We start from the raw sequence: 17,468 nt of genomic DNA on the forward strand, positions 1-17,468 counted from the left end.
GGCAGGTTTCGAAGGCCTGACAGTGGCGGGAGCGATACGTATCGCTCCCGCCACTGTCATGTCTGCAGCTCGGTCATGTCTGCAGCTCGGTGAGCGGGCGGAGTTGCCGGACGCGGCCGTCCCAGTGCACGCGGGTCGTCACGGCCGCGCCGTCGGCGAGTCGCCGGACCTCGTAGACGTCGAGCTCGGGCACCTCGGGCACACAGCCCCACAGTGCGTGCCCGGTCATGACGAAGTCGATGTCCTGCCGCACGAGCAGGCCCATGAGTTCACCGATCGTCGGGTCGTCGATCTTGGCGAACGCGTCGTCGAGCAGCACGAGCCGCAGTGCGGTGCCGGTGTCGGGGAGGCCGGAGAGATAACCGTCCGCCGCCGCGAACAGCGTCACGTACGACACGAACCGGGTCTCACCCTGGGATATCTTGGCGCGCGCGGAGATCCGTCTCTCCCGGCCCGGTTCGGGGCCGAGGATGGTGACCTCGACCTCGTGCCAGCGCCGGTAGTCCAGTGCCTGCGACAGGTGCTGCGCGTAGCCGGCGGACGGATCGGCGGCGTGAGCGGATTCCACCCGGCGCCGCAGCATCCCGACCAGGTCGGACGCATCCTCGGGTGACCGTTCGGGGGCGGTGAGCAGCTGCGTCAACCGCGCCGCGTCGGCGTCCTCGCCACCGGGACGCCACTCGATCCGCACGCCGATCCCGTGCGTCGTGCGGCTGTCGGCGAGACTGTCGTTCATCGCGGCGATCACCTGTCGTGCCCGCTCGATCCGGCGGCGCAGTTCGTCGGCCACACCGCCGAGCACGAATCCCGTGAACACATCGTGTTCGCGTTGCGACAGTGCGCGCCGGCCGTCCTCGACCTGCCGGGTCAGAGCGGCGCAGACACCCGCGGGCGTGGCGTCGTCGCCCGCTCCGGCGATCCGGACGCGATGGGCGCCGTGCGTCACCGTGTGCTCGATGTCGAACCGGGTCGTGATGTCGCGGTCGAACTGTTGCAGCGCGACCAGCATCGCGTTCTCGTCGACTCCCGTGCGCGGCGGCAACGCGGCCAGCAGGGTGCGGGTGACCGAGAGCACGTGATCCGGATCCTCGAGGTGGACCGGAGGTAGAAGCGTCCGGGCAGACGCGGTGGAGTCCTCTCCCGGATCCTCCTCGAGCGCGGCGCGCAGTTCGGGGAGCTGCAGGTGCGCGGCGAGCAGTTCGGCGGCCGCGGCGAGTTCGCGACGGTCGCGGTCGAGCCGTTCGCGTGCGGCAGCACATCGCTGCAGCACCTCGGCGACGGCCCGGCCGAGATGGTCGCGGTGGGCGACCGTGCGCCGGAACTGTTCGTCGGCGCGTGCCCGCTCGGCTTCCGAGTCGCGCAGTTCCCGCGCCAGGTCGGCGGCGTCGACGTCGACAGCGGCGGTCTGGGCAGCGACCACCGCGGCCTTCGCGTGCCATTCGTAGCGGCACGACTCGGCGATCTCCTCCGAGTCGATCCGCTCGGCGGTGGCCTGCACGCACCGTTCGGTGGCATCCGTGAACCGGAGGTGGGCAGCGAGGACGTCACCGAGATCGCGTGCCAGCTCGGTGCACAGTGTCTCTGCGGACGCGCATCCGGCGACCAACGCCTCGAGTTCCGGAACGTCGCCGGGCACGCCGAAGTGCTCACACGCCGTGCGGTGTGCGTCGAGCTCGGCGGTCCAGCGAGCACGCAGCGTCGTCGCCCGCTCGCGCAGTTCCACCGCGGTGTTCGCCGCGGATCGCACATGCGCGTACGCGTGCCGACGCCGTTCGAGCGCGGAGCGCAGGGTGTGCGAGGTCGGCGCGGTCGACAGATGCGCGTCGATCTCCGCCCGCCGGTACGCCGCGTCCGGATAGTCGACGCGCAGTTGTTCCACTGCCAGGTCGATCCGGGCGAGTTCGGCGCGGATCTCGTCGAGACGCACACGACGGGCCGCGATCACGGCCTCCCGGGCCGGCCTGCCGATGCAACGCGGCGTCTCGGCCGTGTGGCGTCCGCGCAGAACACCGTTGTGCCAGCGGCCGTCCCGCGAGACCGAGGCCACCGCGGTGGCGTCCTCGAATCCGATCGTGTTGAGGACCGCCTCGATCGCCGGGCGCGGCACGTCGGCCTCGGGGTCCGGGCGCAGGACCGTCGACAGGGACTGCGCCGGTGGTTCGCCGCGAGGCGAGACGAGGACCTGACCGCCCAGTGCACGCAAGCGACCCTCGCCGTCGACCGTGGCGGTGAGGAAACCCGCGGAGAGCAACGCCGCCTCGATTCCGGCGCGATCGTCGTCCCCGAGGGTGTCGACGAACTCGACCGCCCGCCACAGCGGGACACCGTCGGTGCGCACGTGCCAGGGTGCCTGTTCCGGTCCCTCACCGACAGCTTCGAGTGCCGCCTGCTCCCGGACGAGGTCCTCGCGCGCGGTCCGCGCCTCGCGTTCGCGACGCTCCCGTTCGGCCGGGGCGCCGGCGAGGTCGCTCAGAGCGGACCGAGCGGCAGCCGCGGGCAGAGAATCCAACTCGGCGAGTGCCGAATCGAGGTCGACGTCCTCGGAGTCCGTCTCGGTGGGGCCGGCGGGGGAGGAGTCGATCAGTGCGTCGAGTCGCGTGGACAGTCCGCGCATCAGGACGACCCGATCCCGCTCGAGTTCCGGCAGCAGAGCCGTCGTGCGGTCGGCGGTGATCCACTCGCGCCACCGGTGCTGCAGACCCGCAGCGGCCGCACCGACACCGGCATCCGTCTCGGCGGCATCGACGGCACGCTGCTCGGCATCGCGGGCCGCGCGGTCGGCCGCCGCCTCGGCTTCCCGGACAGCGTGCGCGGCAGCGTCGAGACGACGCGCCTCGAGCAGTCTCCGGCCCGCCTGATCTCGACGGCGACTGGTCGCCTCGGCGGCACGCAGGACCGCATCCCGGACCTCGTCGACGTGCCCGGCGTCGAGGGAGACCGTCGCGACGACCGGCCGCACCACCTGCTCGGTGGTGTCGTCGATGCCGGTGCGCACGGGTTCGAGCACCGCGGGTGGACGGTCGACGGAGAAGTGCAGCGTGGTCGGCACGGTGTCGTGCGGAAGACCCACCGACAGCAGGGCGCGACCTGCCGTCACGAGCCGTCGCGCGGCATGCGTGACCGAACAGGTCAGGTCGTCGAGGAGGCGGGCCGCGTGGTCGGCGTCGCGCCGTTCCTGGAGGCGGCTGCGAGCGGCGGCGGCGGCCGCGTGCCCGGCGGCGAGCCGGAGCGCATCGACGGCGAGCTGGCGCTGGGCGAGATCGTCCGCGGACCGGAACATCTCGTGGGTCTCGAGTCCGCGTATCGCGCGGTCGAGTTCGGCGACCTGGTCGCGGCGCTCGTTCAGGCGGGTGTCCGCCGCGGCGGCCTGCGTGTCGAGGTCGGCCGCCTCGGCTTCCGCGGCGGTGAGTGCCCGTCGTGTCTCGACGACCCGTTGCGCGAGGTCGCGGGCGGTCTCGGCGTCGGCGCGCAGTAGATCCGCTGCGTACTGTCGGTACACCTCGTGGAATCGCAGCACGTGTGCGTGCGCCGATTCGAGACGGAGCTGTTCCTGGCGGGTGTCGCCGAGCAGGTCGAGGCGGCCTCCCGCTTCGGCGAGCATGTTCTCCGTCAACGGTGGCAGCGCGTCCGACAGGATCTGCGGGAGGCGACCCTCGTCGATGCGGTGGCCGACATCGGGTGAGCGCAGGGTGTGCAGCAGTTGCAGCAGGCCGTCGTAGCGTTCGCGTCCCGTCTCCCCGTGCAGGCCGAACACCAGCCTCCGCACGGTTTCACGATGCCGCTCCGGATCGCGGGTGAGATTGTCGGCACCGACGAGGTCGGCGAGTCGCTCCCGCGAGAGCGGGATGCGGGCGTCGTCGACGAGGCGCAATTCGGTGCCAACACGCAAGGGGGTCGTGAAGAAGTGCACGTCGCTGCGACGGGCGTCGGCGCGGTGCCGGACCTGCGCCCCGACGGTGAGATGCTCGCTGGGACGCGCCAGTTCGAGCCACAGATATCCGACACGGTCGGTGGTGTCCGAGGTCCCGGTGCGCATGAGTTCGTCCAGATCGACCTTCGCGGCGCCCGTCGCGTCCATGCGCCTGCGGTCGGCGTCGAGCAGGAAGGGCAGCAACATCTCGAGGGCGCGGGACTTCCCCGATCCGTTGGTGCCGCGCAGGATCATCCGCCCACCGGACAGGACGAACTCGACGTCCAGGTAGTGCCACACGTTCACGATGCCGGCGCGGTGGAGACGCCAGCGATCCGGGAAACGGGGTGGAGGGTTCTCGTCGAGGGCGGACGGGTCGGACGAGTGGGTCATCGACACTTGCTTTCGGCGGGGACGGGGCGGTAGCGGGCGGCGGGTGCGGCCAGTTCGAGTTCGTCTTCGTGCGGGCGCGCCAGCCCGAGCCGGACGAGCAGTGCGACGACGTCCCGGCGCAGGAGTGCGAGATCGCGGACGTAGATGCTCTTCCAGGTGCGGGAACGCGCGGCGGCGAGATCGGCGAGAACCGAGTCGAGGGTGTGGACGTCGACGTGCAGCGTGGTCGGCGCCGAGTCGCCGAACCGTTCGGTGAGTTCGGCCAGGAGCAGCAGGCAGGCGTGCTTCAGGGTGCCCGACCCCGGGAACGCCTCGTCGGTGAGCACGCCGGCCGGGTCGTACGCGAGCGCGCCCTCGGCACGCACCTCGAGCACGAGGTCGAAGTCGTCCTCCAGCATCCGGGCGAGCTCGTGCCGGTCGCGGGCGAGGATCGTCGCCGACTCGTCGTCCAGTTCGTCGCGCGCGACGAACGGATCCTCGACGAGTCTGCGGTACAGGCGGCGAGCGGCGGATTCGTGCTCGTGGCGTGCGAATGCCGCTGCGGGACCGGGCATCCCGTGCAGGGGAGTGTCGAGCAGATGGGGGAGCAGGTCGCGGTGGACGTCGAGATGCGGCCCGTCGCCGCTCGCTTCGTCCCCGCGACCGGACTCGGTGATCACGCCCCATTCCTCGAGGACGCGCAGGGCCGCAGCGAAGTTCCGTTCCTCGGACACCGGGTCGCCGAACACGATCCCGTTCTCGCGCGCATCGGCGCGTACCTGCTCGAGCAGGTCGTCGACGGACACCCTCTCGCCGGTCCCGGGTTCGAGCAGTGCCGCGCACACCAGCGCGAGACACGCGTAGGTGATCGCGCCGAACTCGGTGCCGTCGGCGTGCCGGAGCGCCCGGTGCGGTGAGGTGGGCCCGAGCGGTGCCTTGGTCAGACGGGCGAAGGTTGGTTCGACGACGAGCCGGTATCCGAGGTGGTCGGCGAACATCGACTTCAGGGCCGGGGCATGGCGCCGAACGAGGTCGAAGGTCTCCCGATCGCCCGCCGCGGTGACGATCGGCTGTTGCAGCAGCGCCCGCGCGGCGTCCCGCCGACCGGAGACGTCCCCGGACACCGCGCGCGCGTACGAGGTGTTCACGGGGCTACCACACTGTGATCGAGCGGTGCCGTGGCCGACGTGCGCAGCCGGAAACCGTGCACGGTGAGATCGCCGTCGGGGGAGTGGACCACGGTGTCGGCGCCCGGCTCCGCCGTCAGCGACAACCCGAGATCGGGATCGTCCACGTGCACCGGACCGTCGGTGGTGCGGTGACCCGCGAGCGCAGCGGCGAGGACGTCGAGCAGAACGTCGCGTGCCTCCGCCGACAGGTCCGCTCCGTGCAGGTCGCCCGCCGCACCCAGTTCGGCGACGGCGTCGGAGCGGCGGCGCGACTCTCGCCGGGCGAGTTCGTCGGCCCGGACCCGGCCGGGCAGCGAATCGGGGAGTCGGCCGACAGCCCCGCGGGACGTGTGGTCGCCGCGTTCGCGCAACGACACGGGCACGACGACGGGATCGGCCCGCCACCACGACGTGCCCGCACCCACTCGCGGGTCGGTCTCGTCGGGGCCGAGCAGCAGGTGCCGGCTCGGGAAGGCACCGAAGGTCGCGGCGAACAACCGGTGGGCCTGATCGTCGGACGATTCGGTGAACCACCGGGCCAGGCGCAGGAGATCTGCACGGTGCGAGAAGCCCGGCGTGCTCGTCGTGATCCGCCGAGTACGCACGAGCAGCCGGTTCAGCGCCGATGCCGCCGCCTCGCGCATGCGGCGCGGCCCGGCGTCCTCGGCGTACCACTGCGCCAGTTCGTCCCAGTCGGTGCGACGGCGACCGGGGGACCGGTCCGGGACGGTGTTCGGCAGGCCGGACTCGAGCAACGCGGCGAGCAGGAGGTCCAGACGCGGCCCCATCCGGTCGAGCCTGCCGGCGACGAGAGGCGCGAGACGCTCGACGTCCGAACCGACGACATCGACGTAGTCGAGGAGCAGGTTCTTGGTCTCGGCGTAGTCGTCGACCACGTCCGCGCGTTCGCGATCGGGGAAGTGTTCCAGACGACCCAGGATCTCGGCGAGGTGCGAGTAGAAATCGGCGACGCTGTCGGCGAACAACCGGTGGTGCGCGAACAGGGCGGTGACGTGGGCGGCCAGCTCGTCCCGGTCGAGCACCCTCCCGTCGTCCACCAGCAGCTCGTCGATGCGGGCGAGCCCGTCCGCGACACAACGGAGCGACACGCGTGCCACGCCGCGCACGTCGTCGGAGGTGGAGAGAAGCCTGCCGGTCTCGCGGTGCACCCGCAGCCCGGCCGGTGTCGGCCGGTATCGGGCACGGACCTCGGTCGAGGCGGTCTCGGGAGCGCTCCGCCGGTGGGAGCCGCCACCGTCGGTTCCGCCGCTGGTGAGTGCGAGATTGCCCCACCGGACCAGGCTGCGGCACCGGGCGGCGACGACCGTGATGTCGAGCGCCACCCCGCGCCGCGCACACGAGACCGCGATATCGTCGGCGGACAGATCGGCGAGCAGGAGGTCGGTGAAGCAGTCCATCACCGCGAGGTACTCGTCCGCTTCGTCGGCGACGAGATGACGGAACAGGTCGCGACCGATGTGTTCGCCCATCCGACCTCTTCTCCCGAGTGCTGACGCCGTACGGACAGACAGGCTAGCCCGGTGAACGCCGAGCGGGGCGGACGAGTTCACCGGGTGCGCGCACGGGCTGTGGAGAGGCAGGCCGGAAATCGGCAGGACACCGCGCGGATTCGTGCCGTGCCTCACTCGCGTTTATAGTTGCCCTGTGCAACACAATCGGCAGGCCCGGCGGCCGTCTGCGGACGGCGTTGCCCGCGTATACGAGGAGTTCGTGCTTCTCGTGCGCTTCCTGACGTCCGGAGCACGAACGCAGGACAGCGGACTCTCACTGGTCCAGCATTCGCTTCTCGGCTTCATCTCCCGAAATCCGGGCTGCCGCGCCACCGACATATCCGAGGTCTTCGGTGTCCACCGCTCGACCGTGTCGCGCCAACTGCGTCACGCCGTCGATGCGGGCTGGGTCGAGGCGGGGACGGGTCCGGCACGTGCCGGACATCCGCTCCGGCTCACCGACCACGGAGCGACAGTTCTCGAAGGTGCGGTCGTGCGTCGTCTCGACGACGTCCGCGCCGGCCTCGTGGGCTGGGACGAGAACGAACTCGAACGCTTCGTGGATCTCCTGCGCCGCTTCCGCGCAGGAATCGATTCCGACGACCGGACTCCCGACCAGAACGATGGAGATTGCAGTGCGTGAGTACTCGACCCCGGCCCCGTTCACCATTGGTGACGACGAATCGGTCGTCCACACGGTGTTCACCCATGCGGAGAAGACTCCGCACCGCGTGATGTACTCCCGGCCGCAGGGTGACGACTGGGTCGCGGTCACTGCGCAGCAGTTCGCCGACCAAGTGAAGGCCGTCGCAAAGGGCCTGATCGCCAACGGTGTGCAGCCCGGCGATCGTGTCGCGCTGCTCTCGGCCACCCGCTACGAGTGGTCGCTGTTCGACTACGCGATCTGGACGGCCGGCGCGGTGTCGGTACCGATCTACGACTCCTCGTCCACCGAGCAGATTCGCTGGATCCTCCAGGACTCCGGGGCCGTCCTCGCTGTCGTCGAAACCGCGCGGCACGAGAAGCTCTTCGTCGACATGCCCGACACCCTCCGTCGCATCCTGCAGATCGAGGACGGCGCGGTGAACACGCTTGCGGCCGATGGTGCCGAGGTCGACGACGCCGAGATCACCACGCGTCTGGCCGGAATCCGTTCCGGCGGCCTGGCTTCCCTCGTCTACACCTCGGGAACCACCGGGCGACCCAAGGGCTGCATGCTCACCCACCGCAACTTCCTCGCCGAGGTCCGGTCCATCCTCACCTCGGACATCGGTATCGTCGCCAAGCCCGGCAACCGCGGCCTGACCTTCCTGCCCCTCGCGCACGTGCTGGCGCGCGCGGTGTCGCTCGCGCTCTTCGAAGCAGGCACGGCGCAGGCTCACTGGGCGGACTTCTCGACCGTCTCCGCGCAGTTTGCCCGGTACTCGCCGAACATCATCCTCGGTGTGCCGCGCGTCTTCGAGAAGGTGCGCGACGCGGCAGCGGGCAAGGCGGCGGCCGGCGGACCGGTCAAAGCGGCGATCTTCGATTTCGCCGAGCGCACCGCCATCGCCTACAGCGAATCGCTCGACCACGGCGGCCCCACCTTCACGTTGAAGGCCAAGCGCGCCCTCGCCGACAAGCTGGTCTACTCCAAGCTGCGCGAGGCCATGGGCAACGAGTGCTGGTACGCGATCTCCGGCGGCGGTGCCCTGAGCCCCCGCCTCGGTCACTTCTTCCGCGGCGTCGGCGTACCGATCTACGAGGGCTACGGCCTCACCGAGACCACGGCCGCACACAGCGTGAACACGCCCGGCGCGCAGAAGATCGGCACCGTCGGGCGTCCCATGGGCGGGAACTCGGCGCGCATCGCGGACGACGGCGAGATCGAGCTGCGCGGCATGGTCGTCTTCGACGGCTACTGGCGCAACGACGAGGCCACCGAGGGAGCCTTCCACGACGGCTGGTTCCGCACCGGCGACCTCGGCTCGCTCGACGAGGACGGCTACCTGTCCATCACCGGGCGCAAGAAGGACCTCATCATCACCGCCGGCGGCAAGAACGTCTCGCCCGGGCCGATCGAGGACCGCATGCGGTCGCACACCCTCGTCTCCCAGGCCGTCGTCGTCGGCGACGGACGCAGCTTCGTCACAGCCCTGGTGACCGTCGATTCGGACGTCTTCGAGAACTGGAAGACCGAGAACGGAAAGCCCGCCGGCGCGACGATCGCGGACCTGCGCCACGATCCCGCGCTACGCGACGCGGTGCAGACCATCGTCGACGACGCCAACACCCTTGTCTCGCACACCGAGGCGATCAAGAAGTTCGTCATCCTCGACCGCGATCTCACCGAGGAGTCCGGTGAGCTCACACCGACGCTGAAGATCAAGCGCAACGTCGTCACCGAGCGTTTCGCCCACGAGATCGACGCCCTGTACGCGAAGTAACCTCCTAGAGGCGCGTACTCGAGCCGCGGCCGCCGATCCGACATCCGGATCGGCGGTCGCAGCGTTCGTGTGGTGTCACTCCACCGGTGAGGTGTCTCCGGAGACCGCACGGGCCAGTCTCGCGAATCCGTCGTGGTCGACGAGATCCTCGACGAGCACGACCTTGCCGCGGGCATCGGCGAGCGGAACCCGCCAGTTCGGATACTCGTCGACGGTGCCCGGCTGGTTCTGGCTGCGACGCTCACCGGTCGCATCTGCCAGCGAAACGCCGAGCAGCGCAGACGGACTCGCCGCGATCAGCCGGTGCAGCGCCTCGACCTGGCGATCGACGTCGGTCTCGCCCTCGTCGAGCAGACCCCGTTCGACCGCGAGCGCCAGAACCGAGTCGCGTTCGGCCGCCGCATCGGCGAGTTCGGCGTCGAGGTCGCCCTCGAGCAGACCGAGCTCCGACCGCAGCCGGATGTGGTCGCCCGCCAGATATCCCGCCGTGGGCGCGAGGTCGTGCGTGGTCACCGAGGTCAGGCACAGGGAACGGTAGGTCTCCGGCCCACGCGGAGCGTCCTCGTCGCGTTCGAACCACAGGATCGACGTCCCGGCGATGCCGCGCTCGGCAAGATACTCCTGCACCCACTCCTCGAAGACCCCGAGGTCCTCACCCACGACCACGGCGCCGGCGCGATGCGCCTCGAGCGTGAGGATGCCGACGAGTGCCTCGTGGTCGCTGCGGACGTACGCGCCGTCGGCCGGCGACATTCCCTCCGGCACCCACCAGGTGCGGAACAGTCCCAGGATGTGATCGGCCCGGACACCACCCGCGTGCCGCAATGCCGAGCGCACCACATCGCGGAAGGGGATGTATCCCAGCTCCGCGAGGCGATCCGGTCGCCACGGCGGTTGATTCCAGTTCTGGCCGTTGCGGTTGAAGTCGTCGGCGGGGGCGCCCACTGTGACGCCCGACGCCAGCGCGTCGCCCAGCGTCCAGGCGTCGGCGCCGTGCGGACCGACACCCACCGCGAGGTCGTGCACGATACCGATATCGGAACCTGCTGCGAGCGAAGCGGTTTGGGCGTTCGCGAGCTGCTCGTCGCACAACCACTGCAGCCACCGGTGGAAGTCGATGCGCGAGGCGAGCCGCTCGCGCAACCGGGTGACCTTCGGGTGGTCGGGGCTCGGAGCGCGCGACGCCCACCGGTCGGCGCGGTCGCCGAACTTCTCGTACAGCGCGCACCACAGCGCGAAGTCGTCGAGCGCCTGCCCGCCCTCGGCGCAGAACGCCTCGTACCGTGCGCGGCGGGCCGGGCCGAGCGGCACCCGGTACACGCGCTCGAGGACGTCGAGTTTCGCGCGGAAAGTCGCGTCCCGGTCGAGACGCCGCGCCTTCCGGTTCGCCTTGGCCGCGCGCTGCGCGAGCTCGTCGAGTTCCTTGCGGTGTTTCGCCGGGAGATAGGCGGTCTCCGGGATGTCCTCGATCCGCAGATACAGCGGGTCGACGAAACGCCGCGACGACGGCAGATAGGGCGACGGTTCGTGCGGGGGCACCGGCTCGGCCGCGTGCACGGGGTTGATCAGGACGAAGTTGCCGCCGTAACCGGCTGTGATCGCCGCCAGATCGGCCAGGTCGGCGAAATCGCCGATGCCCCAGGACCGGCGGCTGCGAACCGAATAGATCTGGGCGGCAAGGCCCCAACGCTTCTTCTCGAGCAGTCGGTCGGCGGTCGACAACCGGCGCGGGGTCACGACCAGGACCGCGGTGGTCTCGATGTCGTTGCTGCGGGCGTGCACGACATGCCAGCCGAGGGACAGCCGCGGAACGGCGAAGGTCGCGCGGCCCACGAGCCGGCCGTCGACGGTACGCGGGTCCACCCACACGTCGAGCTGCTCGACATCGACCTCCGCCCCGTCCTCGGCGACGACCCACACCGACACCGGGTCGCCGTGCGGTACGTGCACCGGGAACGTCCGGTCGTCGCCCTCGACGACCACGAGCGCGGGCGGGAGCATGCAGCGCCACGGGCGGTCGTCGAAGTCGGCGAGCGATGCCACGACCTCGTCGTCCGTCCCGGCCGGGACGTCGAGCGCGGCGAGTACGCGCCGCAATGTCTCGTCGGAGACATCGTGGTCGAGTCCCCCCCATCCCGTGTAGGTGGTGGTGATGCCGTGCTTTCCGGCCAGTTCGCGCAGCTTCGCCGAGGACGTCACGGTCCTGAATCATGCCAGCAAAACGACTCGGGGGCAGCGCGCGGAACATATGGTCGACAGGGTGACCGCTCTCGACATCGCGCACGGCGACATCACCACCATCGCGGTGGATGCGATCGTCAACGCCGCGAACTCCTCCCTGCTCGGAGGCGGCGGAGTGGACGGTGCGATCCACCGGGCGGGCGGCCCGGAGATCCTCGCGGCCTGCCGCGAACTCCGCGCGACCTCGCTACCCGACGGGCTCGAACCGGGCCGTGCGGTGGCGACTCCTGCGGGTCGCCTCCCGGCGCGGTGGGTGATCCATACCGTGGGCCCGGTGTGATCGGCGCACGAGGACCGATCCGGGATCCTGCGTTCGGCGTACCGCAACAGTCTGCTCGTCGCGCAGGACCTCGGCGCCCGGACGGTGTCGTTCCCGCTCGTCTCGGCAGGTATCTACGGCTGGCCGCTCGACGACGCCGCCCTGCAGGCCGTCACCACGATCCGGGAGACACAGACGGACGTGGAGACCGTCGTGCTCGTCGGCTTCGGCGACGCCGCCGTCGACGCGCTCCGTCGCGCCGTCTCCCAGACGTGAGCAGCCCGGTCGGGACCGGTTCAGGAGTAGTCGCCGAAACCGTCGAAGAGGGTCGGTTCGTCGGGGTTGTCGAACAGGGCGGGCTGCTCGGGCGCCGCCTCGCGGCCGGCGCTCGACTTCGACGCGCGTGATCCGGCCGAGTCGGTGCCCTCGCCCTGTTCGAGGAACTGCAGGGCCTCCGCGAGCGAGCGGCTCGTCGCCTCCCATTCGAGTGCCCGCGCCCGTGCCTCGCGTGCGCCGTCGGTGTTGAGCGCCGCCTCGCGGGTCTGCGACTCGCCGTCCCACCACACCTGCAGTTCGGTGCTGATGGTGAGGAACCGCCGCAACTGCTCGGGATTGCGATCGCCGATCGCCGCGACCGTGCTCGCGGCGACATCGGTCGCGCCGTCGAGATGGAAGTCGCGCACCGCGAGCAGGGCCACCGGCAGATCGTCCTCGGCGTCGGGCAACTGCGAGATGTCGCCCCAGGGCGGATCGGCCGCACCACCCGGCGCCCCGTCGAATCCCTGATCGCGCAGCAGCGAGCCACCGATGTGGGTGGCGAACGAGCCGTCGACGGTGTCGAGGAACTGCGTGATGGTCTCGAGCGACCCGAGCAGGTGCGCCGGAGCGAACGGTGAGGCCGGAACGTGGTCGACGATCGCGAGACGGTCGTCGACCAGGACGAACTTCAGGTGCGGCCACCGGCGGTTGAGGTCGACGCAGATCTCGGCGGCCCGCGTGCGTCCGGTGATGGAATGGACGATCGGCGCGAACAGGTCGACGGTGCCGCCACCGGGGCCGACACCGACGAACACCAGCACCCCGGCAATCCGCAGGACGAGATCGCCGTCCTCGTCCCAGGCGGGCAGATCGTCGATCCGCTCGTGCAGGGTGGATTCGATCAGCTCGCGCACGTGGTCGTCGCCGGTGGGGACGACCGCGAGCGGCATCTCCGGGGTCTGCGTGCGACCGGCCTGAGGCGTCTCGGGCACGAGGAACGAGGTGAGTTCGGCAACCGAGCGCTCCGTTCCGAACGTCTCGGCACGCAGGAAGAGTGGATGGGGAACGCCCCACACCGAGCGCAGGGCGCGCACGGCGATCACGGCGAGCTGATCGGCCCAGCTGCCCGGACGATCGATCCAGAACGCCGGGGATCCGCCGTCCTCCGGATCGTCCGGTCCGCGGGAGGGAGCCTGCAGCCCGAGATCGAGGAGCATCTGCTCGTCGACCGGGGTGAGGTGCCGGTCGGGGGCGAGGTGGGCGTTGGACGGGACCTCGCAGCGGACCAGCCGGTCTCCCCATGCGTAGAACTGCACGCACGGCCCGGCCGGGCCGCCGGCCTCGTCGGTGAAGGGTTCGAGGACCAGGCCGTCGCCGTCGCTCATGGCCGCGACATGGTCGGCCAGGCGCGTGCGGAACTCGCGCCAGGCCGCATCGACGTCCTGGTCGAACCGGGTCTGCGCGTCGGCCATGATCGGACCCCCTTCTCTGTGCGGTCGAGCCGAGAGAAAGACTAGTCGCCGGCACCGACAGGCCTTCCTCCGCTCGGTCGCACGAGCGACGGCTCGCCGGAGCGCACGGTTCTCGACCGCCGACGGCCCGCCGGAGTGTTCCGATCCCGGCGAGCGAAACCGTGTCGATCCGTCCGGAGGTGTTCGATCATCGACGCATGATCGACGCCATCATCCGTCTCGTCCGGACGCTGCCGGCCCGCATCCCCGCAGTACGGTCGGCGGATCCGTTCGTGGGGATCGCCGCCGTATCGGCCGGGACGGCCGAATGCACCGTAGATGCCGTGGCGGACTACGCGATCCGCGTGTCGATATGACCCTGCTGGGTGGGGCAGGGTCGAGGGCGGCGACGTCGGGAGAGCAGGTTCACCGCAGTTCACGCACGAAGCGGCCGATCTCGGCGATCGCGCGGCCGCTCTCCGGGACGACCCCCGCCGCGGCCTGGAAGACGTGCACCTGTCTCTCCCACACCTGGAGTTCGGCGGAGACCCCGGCGAGTTGCAGTCGCCGGGCCATCAGCTCGGCGTCGACGTAGGTCATCTCCTCGGATCCGGTCTGGATGAGTGCGGGAGGCATCTCCGACAGATCGAGATCGACGGGGGAGGCGACCGGTTCGGCACCTTCGCCACCGAGACGTTCGGCGCGTTCGACGAGGGTGGACAGCACAGCGACGGCGCGTCGCGGGAAGACTGCACACCGGTGCGAGTTGGGATGGTCGAGTTTGCCCCGCGGGTCGAGATCGGTCAGGGGTGACAGCGCGACGGTGCCGGCCGGGCGGCCGATGCCGAGTCGTACGGCTTCGTGGGCGACGGCGAAGGTGAGGAAGCCGCCCGCGGAGTCCCCGGCGATCACGACACGCTCGACCGGATAGCCGTGTGCCACGAGCCAACGCAATCCGTCGAGTCCGTCCTCGACCGCGCGCCGGATCGGATGGCGCGGCAGCATGCGGTAACCGACCGCCAGGACCGGCGCGCCGGTTGCGGCGGAGATGCGGGAGACCAGATGGCGGTGCGTGGTGAGGCCGCAGCACAGGAACGCGCCACCGTGCAGGTACAGGACGGCGGTACCGCGGATGCCGCCCCGGGCGGCGGTGCCGTCCATACCGGCCCGGGCGGCGGTGCCGTCCGTACAGCCCTGGGCCGGGGGTGCGGCACCCGGCGCCCACAGCAGTTCCGCCGGGCACGTCGGGAGATCGACCCGCCGGCGGTGCGTACCGGGCACCGGCACGAGCGGGAACGCGAGGTGATCGATCATCGACGCCGGCCAGGGGAGGGTCGGGGCGTACGACCACGCCTCGATGAACGGCCGCACGGTACGACGCACGGAGAAGGACAGGGCACGGGACTGAGTGCTCACCCCCGCGAACTCGCGCGTCGTGGCGCTGTGCGCGGGCAGAGGGAGCAACTCGGTGCGAGCGATACTCACGACCGGCACCTCCTCGGTCTGCCCGGAGTCGTGGTCGGACCCGGTCGGGGTGGCTGCACGGACTTCGGATTTACGAGGATACGCCCGTTCATCCAGGTCGCGAGGGTTCGCGGAGCAATCGTTGTGGTCCTGGTCTCAGGGTGATGATTCCGGGTGAAGGCGGGTTCTCGGCGATGTACCTTCTGTCAGGTACCGGCAGTGCAAAAAGTTTTCCGGACCTTCTACACATTCCGTACTTTTCGGGCCACACTGACTGTATGTTTCGACTGCGGCGCGCGGCCCGGCGTCGCTCCTGGGGGACGAACGAAGGCGAGATGTTGCGTAAATTCGACGTTGCAAGCATGAGTGCCGACGAGATCACCGCGGAGGACCTGCCCCGGATGGTGGCGGACGCCGCGGCATGCGAGCCCGACCGGATCGCCGTGGCGCACGGCGTGGACACCACCACCTACGCCCGCCTGCACGACGAGGTCGTCAAGCTCGATGCGGCCATGGGGATCCTGCTCGGACAGGCCTCGCTCGTGCCCATCGCACTCGCAACCGTCTTCCCGGCACTGGCCGACTCGGCGCGCGACGACCTGCGTGACGTGCTCGACGCACTCGTCATCGACCTCGTCGACTGCGTGGCCCCCGAACCTCTCTCCGCAGCCGGCTGACGAACCGCCCGGCATCCACCATCATCGGATGGGTAGGTCGACGAACGAAGTGATCGGTGCTCGCACGGCAGTACCGGTTCGGGTGGGAGGTCACGTGGAGGACGACACGCTCACCGTTGCCTGCAAGTACGGAGAGGTCCGCGGATATCGCGACGGCGACGTCTACGCCTGGAAGGGCATCCCGTACGCGGCCCCGACCGGTTCTCGGCGGTTCCGGTCGCCATTACCGCCGGAACCGTGGGACGGCGTCCTCGACGGCGCGCGGTTCGGGCCGATCGCTCCGCAGAGTCGACAGAGCCCGATCGGGATCGACCCCGAGATGACGTTGAGCGAGGACTGTCTCTCGCTCAACATCTGGGCGCCGCCGCCCGACGGCCGCCGCCCCGTCATGGTCTGGATCCACGGTGGCGCCTACATACTCGGATACTCCGGTCAGAAGATCTACGACGGCCGAATCCTGTGCGAGAGCGGCGATGTCGTGGTGGTCACGATCAACTACCGGCTCGGCGCGCTCGGTTTCCTCGACCTGTCGTCGTTCTCCACATCCGAGGTCACCTTCGAATCCAATGTCGGTCTCCGGGACCAGATCGCCGCCCTCGAATGGGTGCGCGACTGCATCGCCGACTTCGGTGGCGATCCGGACTGCGTGACGCTCTTCGGTGAATCGTCGGGTGCGGGGTCGATCACCACGCTCATGACGGTTCCGAAGGCCGAGGGTCTCTTCCATCGCGCGATCGCCCAGTCGCCGCCCGCCACCTCGGTGTACGGCAGCGAACGTGCCGCGACGGTCGCGCAGCGCTTCCTCGAGATCCTCGACCTACCGCCGTCCCGGGCCGCCGAACTGCTCACGATGTCGACCGACAGGCTGGTCGAGGCGTCGGAAGTGCTCGTCGCCGAGACCCCGACGAAGGTGCCGGGAACGCTCGCCATGGCCCCGGTCGTAGACCGCGACCTGGTGCCGAAGTATCCGGTCGCGGCCTTCCAGAAGGGGCTGTCGCACCGGATCCCGCTGATCATCGGCTCGAACAAGGACGAGCCGTCGATCTTCCGCTTCATGAAGTCGCCGTTGATGCCCGTGAACGACACGGCCGTGCAGGCGATGTTCGCGGCGCTGGCCGACGACCGGACGGATCTGCCTCCCGAGCGTCTCGCCGAGATCGTCGCGGCGTATCCCGACCTGCCCAAGGCCGCCGGGGCGATGGCACTCTCGCGCGATGCCGGTTTCCGCATGCCGGTGCTGTGGGTCGCCGAAGCACACAGCGCGCATTCGCCGACCTGGGTGTACCGCTTCGACCACGCCACCCCGATGCTCAAGGCCGCGCGGATCGGTGCCGGGCACGCAACCGAATTGCCGTACGTCTTCGGTCATTTCGGCACCCTCGGCCGGGATCCGACCTTCTGGCTCGGTGGTCGCAAGGCCGCCGGTGAGGTCTCCGGGCGTGTGCAGCGGCGCTGGCTCGCGTTCGCGCACCACGGTGTGCCGGCGGCACTGGACGGCTCGAAGCACTGGCTGCAGTACGAGGTGGAGGAACGCTCGACCCTGCTCATCGACTCCACCGACAGAGTCGAGTCGGATCCGGACGGCGAGATGCGCCGGGTCTGGGGCAGCCAGGTCATGGCCTTCACCTGAGCGCACCCGCAAGCACCTGGGGCACATCGACAAGCACCGACGACACGCGTTCGGATGGCACAAACAGTGCGTTGATCGGGTTGAACACGTGTGCAACGCT

The 17,468-nt window shown here is 70.1% G+C and carries 11 protein-coding genes and 1 pseudogene; 6 read left to right on the forward strand and 6 right to left on the reverse strand.

Translation table 11 applies throughout. From position 1 onward, the window contains the following. Positions 1-73 precede the first annotated feature (73 nt). From LPH33_RS08265 to LPH33_RS08275, 3 genes are read right to left on the reverse strand one after another with little or no spacing between them, the layout of a single operon-like run. A complete protein-coding gene (locus tag LPH33_RS08265; protein WP_229567784.1) occupies positions 74-4,303 on the reverse strand; it encodes a TIGR02680 family protein in 4,230 nt (1,409 codons plus the stop codon). Next, entirely contained in the window at positions 4,300-5,430 is a 1,131-nt protein-coding gene (locus tag LPH33_RS08270; protein ID WP_229567786.1) for a TIGR02678 family protein, read from the reverse strand. Before LPH33_RS08270 ends, LPH33_RS08265 begins: the two co-directional genes overlap by 4 nt. Further along, positions 5,427-6,941, reverse strand: coding sequence for a DUF2397 domain-containing protein (locus LPH33_RS08275; protein WP_229567788.1), 1,515 nt, complete (start codon positions 6,939-6,941; stop codon positions 5,427-5,429). The genes LPH33_RS08270 and LPH33_RS08275 overlap by 4 nt, the downstream gene beginning before the upstream one ends. A gap of 175 nt (positions 6,942-7,116) precedes the next feature. Here LPH33_RS08275 and LPH33_RS08280 point away from each other — a divergent pair, with 175 nt between their 5' ends. Both LPH33_RS08280 and LPH33_RS08285 read left to right on the forward strand, forming a co-directional pair. Then, complete coding sequence (locus tag LPH33_RS08280) at positions 7,117-7,605, forward strand: MarR family winged helix-turn-helix transcriptional regulator (RefSeq protein ID WP_229567789.1); 489 nt, start codon at positions 7,117-7,119, stop codon at positions 7,603-7,605. Then, positions 7,598-9,388, forward strand: coding sequence for an AMP-dependent synthetase/ligase (locus LPH33_RS08285; RefSeq protein ID WP_229567791.1), 1,791 nt, complete (start codon positions 7,598-7,600; stop codon positions 9,386-9,388). The genes LPH33_RS08280 and LPH33_RS08285 overlap by 8 nt, the downstream gene beginning before the upstream one ends. Positions 9,389-9,463: 75 nt before the next feature. On the opposite strand, the gene malQ is transcribed toward LPH33_RS08285, so the two are convergent. After that, positions 9,464-11,587, reverse strand: coding sequence for a 4-alpha-glucanotransferase (gene malQ / locus LPH33_RS08290; RefSeq protein WP_229567793.1), 2,124 nt, complete (start codon positions 11,585-11,587; stop codon positions 9,464-9,466). Between the two features lie 61 nt (positions 11,588-11,648). On the opposite strand from malQ, the pseudogene LPH33_RS08295 reads away from it, so the two are divergent. Next, positions 11,649-12,164, forward strand: a pseudogene (locus LPH33_RS08295) (O-acetyl-ADP-ribose deacetylase). Between the two features lie 20 nt (positions 12,165-12,184). On the opposite strand, the gene LPH33_RS08300 reads toward LPH33_RS08295, so the two are convergent. Continuing rightward, the gene (locus LPH33_RS08300; protein WP_016693750.1) at positions 12,185-13,618 is read right to left on the reverse strand and encodes a TY-Chap domain-containing protein; all 1,434 of its coding nucleotides are present in this window, start codon (positions 13,616-13,618) and stop codon (positions 12,185-12,187) included. 197 nt (positions 13,619-13,815) lie between these two features. Between LPH33_RS08300 and LPH33_RS08305 the strand changes: the two genes are divergently transcribed. Next, positions 13,816-13,974 (forward strand): hypothetical protein, encoded by a 159-nt coding sequence (locus tag LPH33_RS08305; RefSeq protein ID WP_229567795.1) that lies wholly within the window; start codon positions 13,816-13,818, stop codon positions 13,972-13,974. A 49-nt stretch (positions 13,975-14,023) separates the two neighbouring features. Here the strand turns inward: LPH33_RS08305 and LPH33_RS08310 are convergent, their stop codons facing one another. Further along, entirely contained in the window at positions 14,024-15,082 is a 1,059-nt protein-coding gene (locus LPH33_RS08310; protein ID WP_229567797.1) for an alpha/beta hydrolase, read from the reverse strand. 341 nt (positions 15,083-15,423) lie between these two features. On the opposite strand from LPH33_RS08310, the gene LPH33_RS08315 reads away from it, so the two are divergent. Continuing rightward, complete coding sequence (locus tag LPH33_RS08315; protein WP_016693753.1) at positions 15,424-15,738, forward strand: hypothetical protein; 315 nt, start codon at positions 15,424-15,426, stop codon at positions 15,736-15,738. A gap of 94 nt (positions 15,739-15,832) precedes the next feature. Then, positions 15,833-17,368, forward strand: a complete 1,536-nt coding sequence (locus LPH33_RS08320; protein WP_229567799.1) for a carboxylesterase/lipase family protein — start codon at positions 15,833-15,835, stop codon at positions 17,366-17,368. Positions 17,369-17,468: the final 100 nt, after the last annotated feature.

The sequence above is a fragment of the Rhodococcus sp. RDE2 genome (assembly GCF_020885655.1).
Lineage (GTDB): Bacteria > Actinomycetota > Actinomycetes > Mycobacteriales > Mycobacteriaceae > Rhodococcus > Rhodococcus pyridinivorans.

Excerpts from the sequence above, each read along its gene's own strand:
- LPH33_RS08265 (WP_229567784.1), bottom strand. The coding sequence starts at position 4,303 with ATGACCCACTCGTCCGACCCGTCCGCCCTCGACGAGAACCCTCCACCC.
- LPH33_RS08275 (WP_229567788.1), bottom strand. The coding sequence starts at position 6,941 with ATGGGCGAACACATCGGTCGCGACCTGTTCCGTCATCTCGTCGCCGAC.
- LPH33_RS08300 (WP_016693750.1), bottom strand. The coding sequence starts at position 13,618 with ATGGCCGACGCGCAGACCCGGTTCGACCAGGACGTCGATGCGGCCTGG.
- LPH33_RS08305 (WP_229567795.1), top strand. The coding sequence starts at position 13,816 with ATGATCGACGCCATCATCCGTCTCGTCCGGACGCTGCCGGCCCGCATC.
- LPH33_RS08315 (WP_016693753.1), top strand. The coding sequence starts at position 15,424 with ATGAGTGCCGACGAGATCACCGCGGAGGACCTGCCCCGGATGGTGGCG.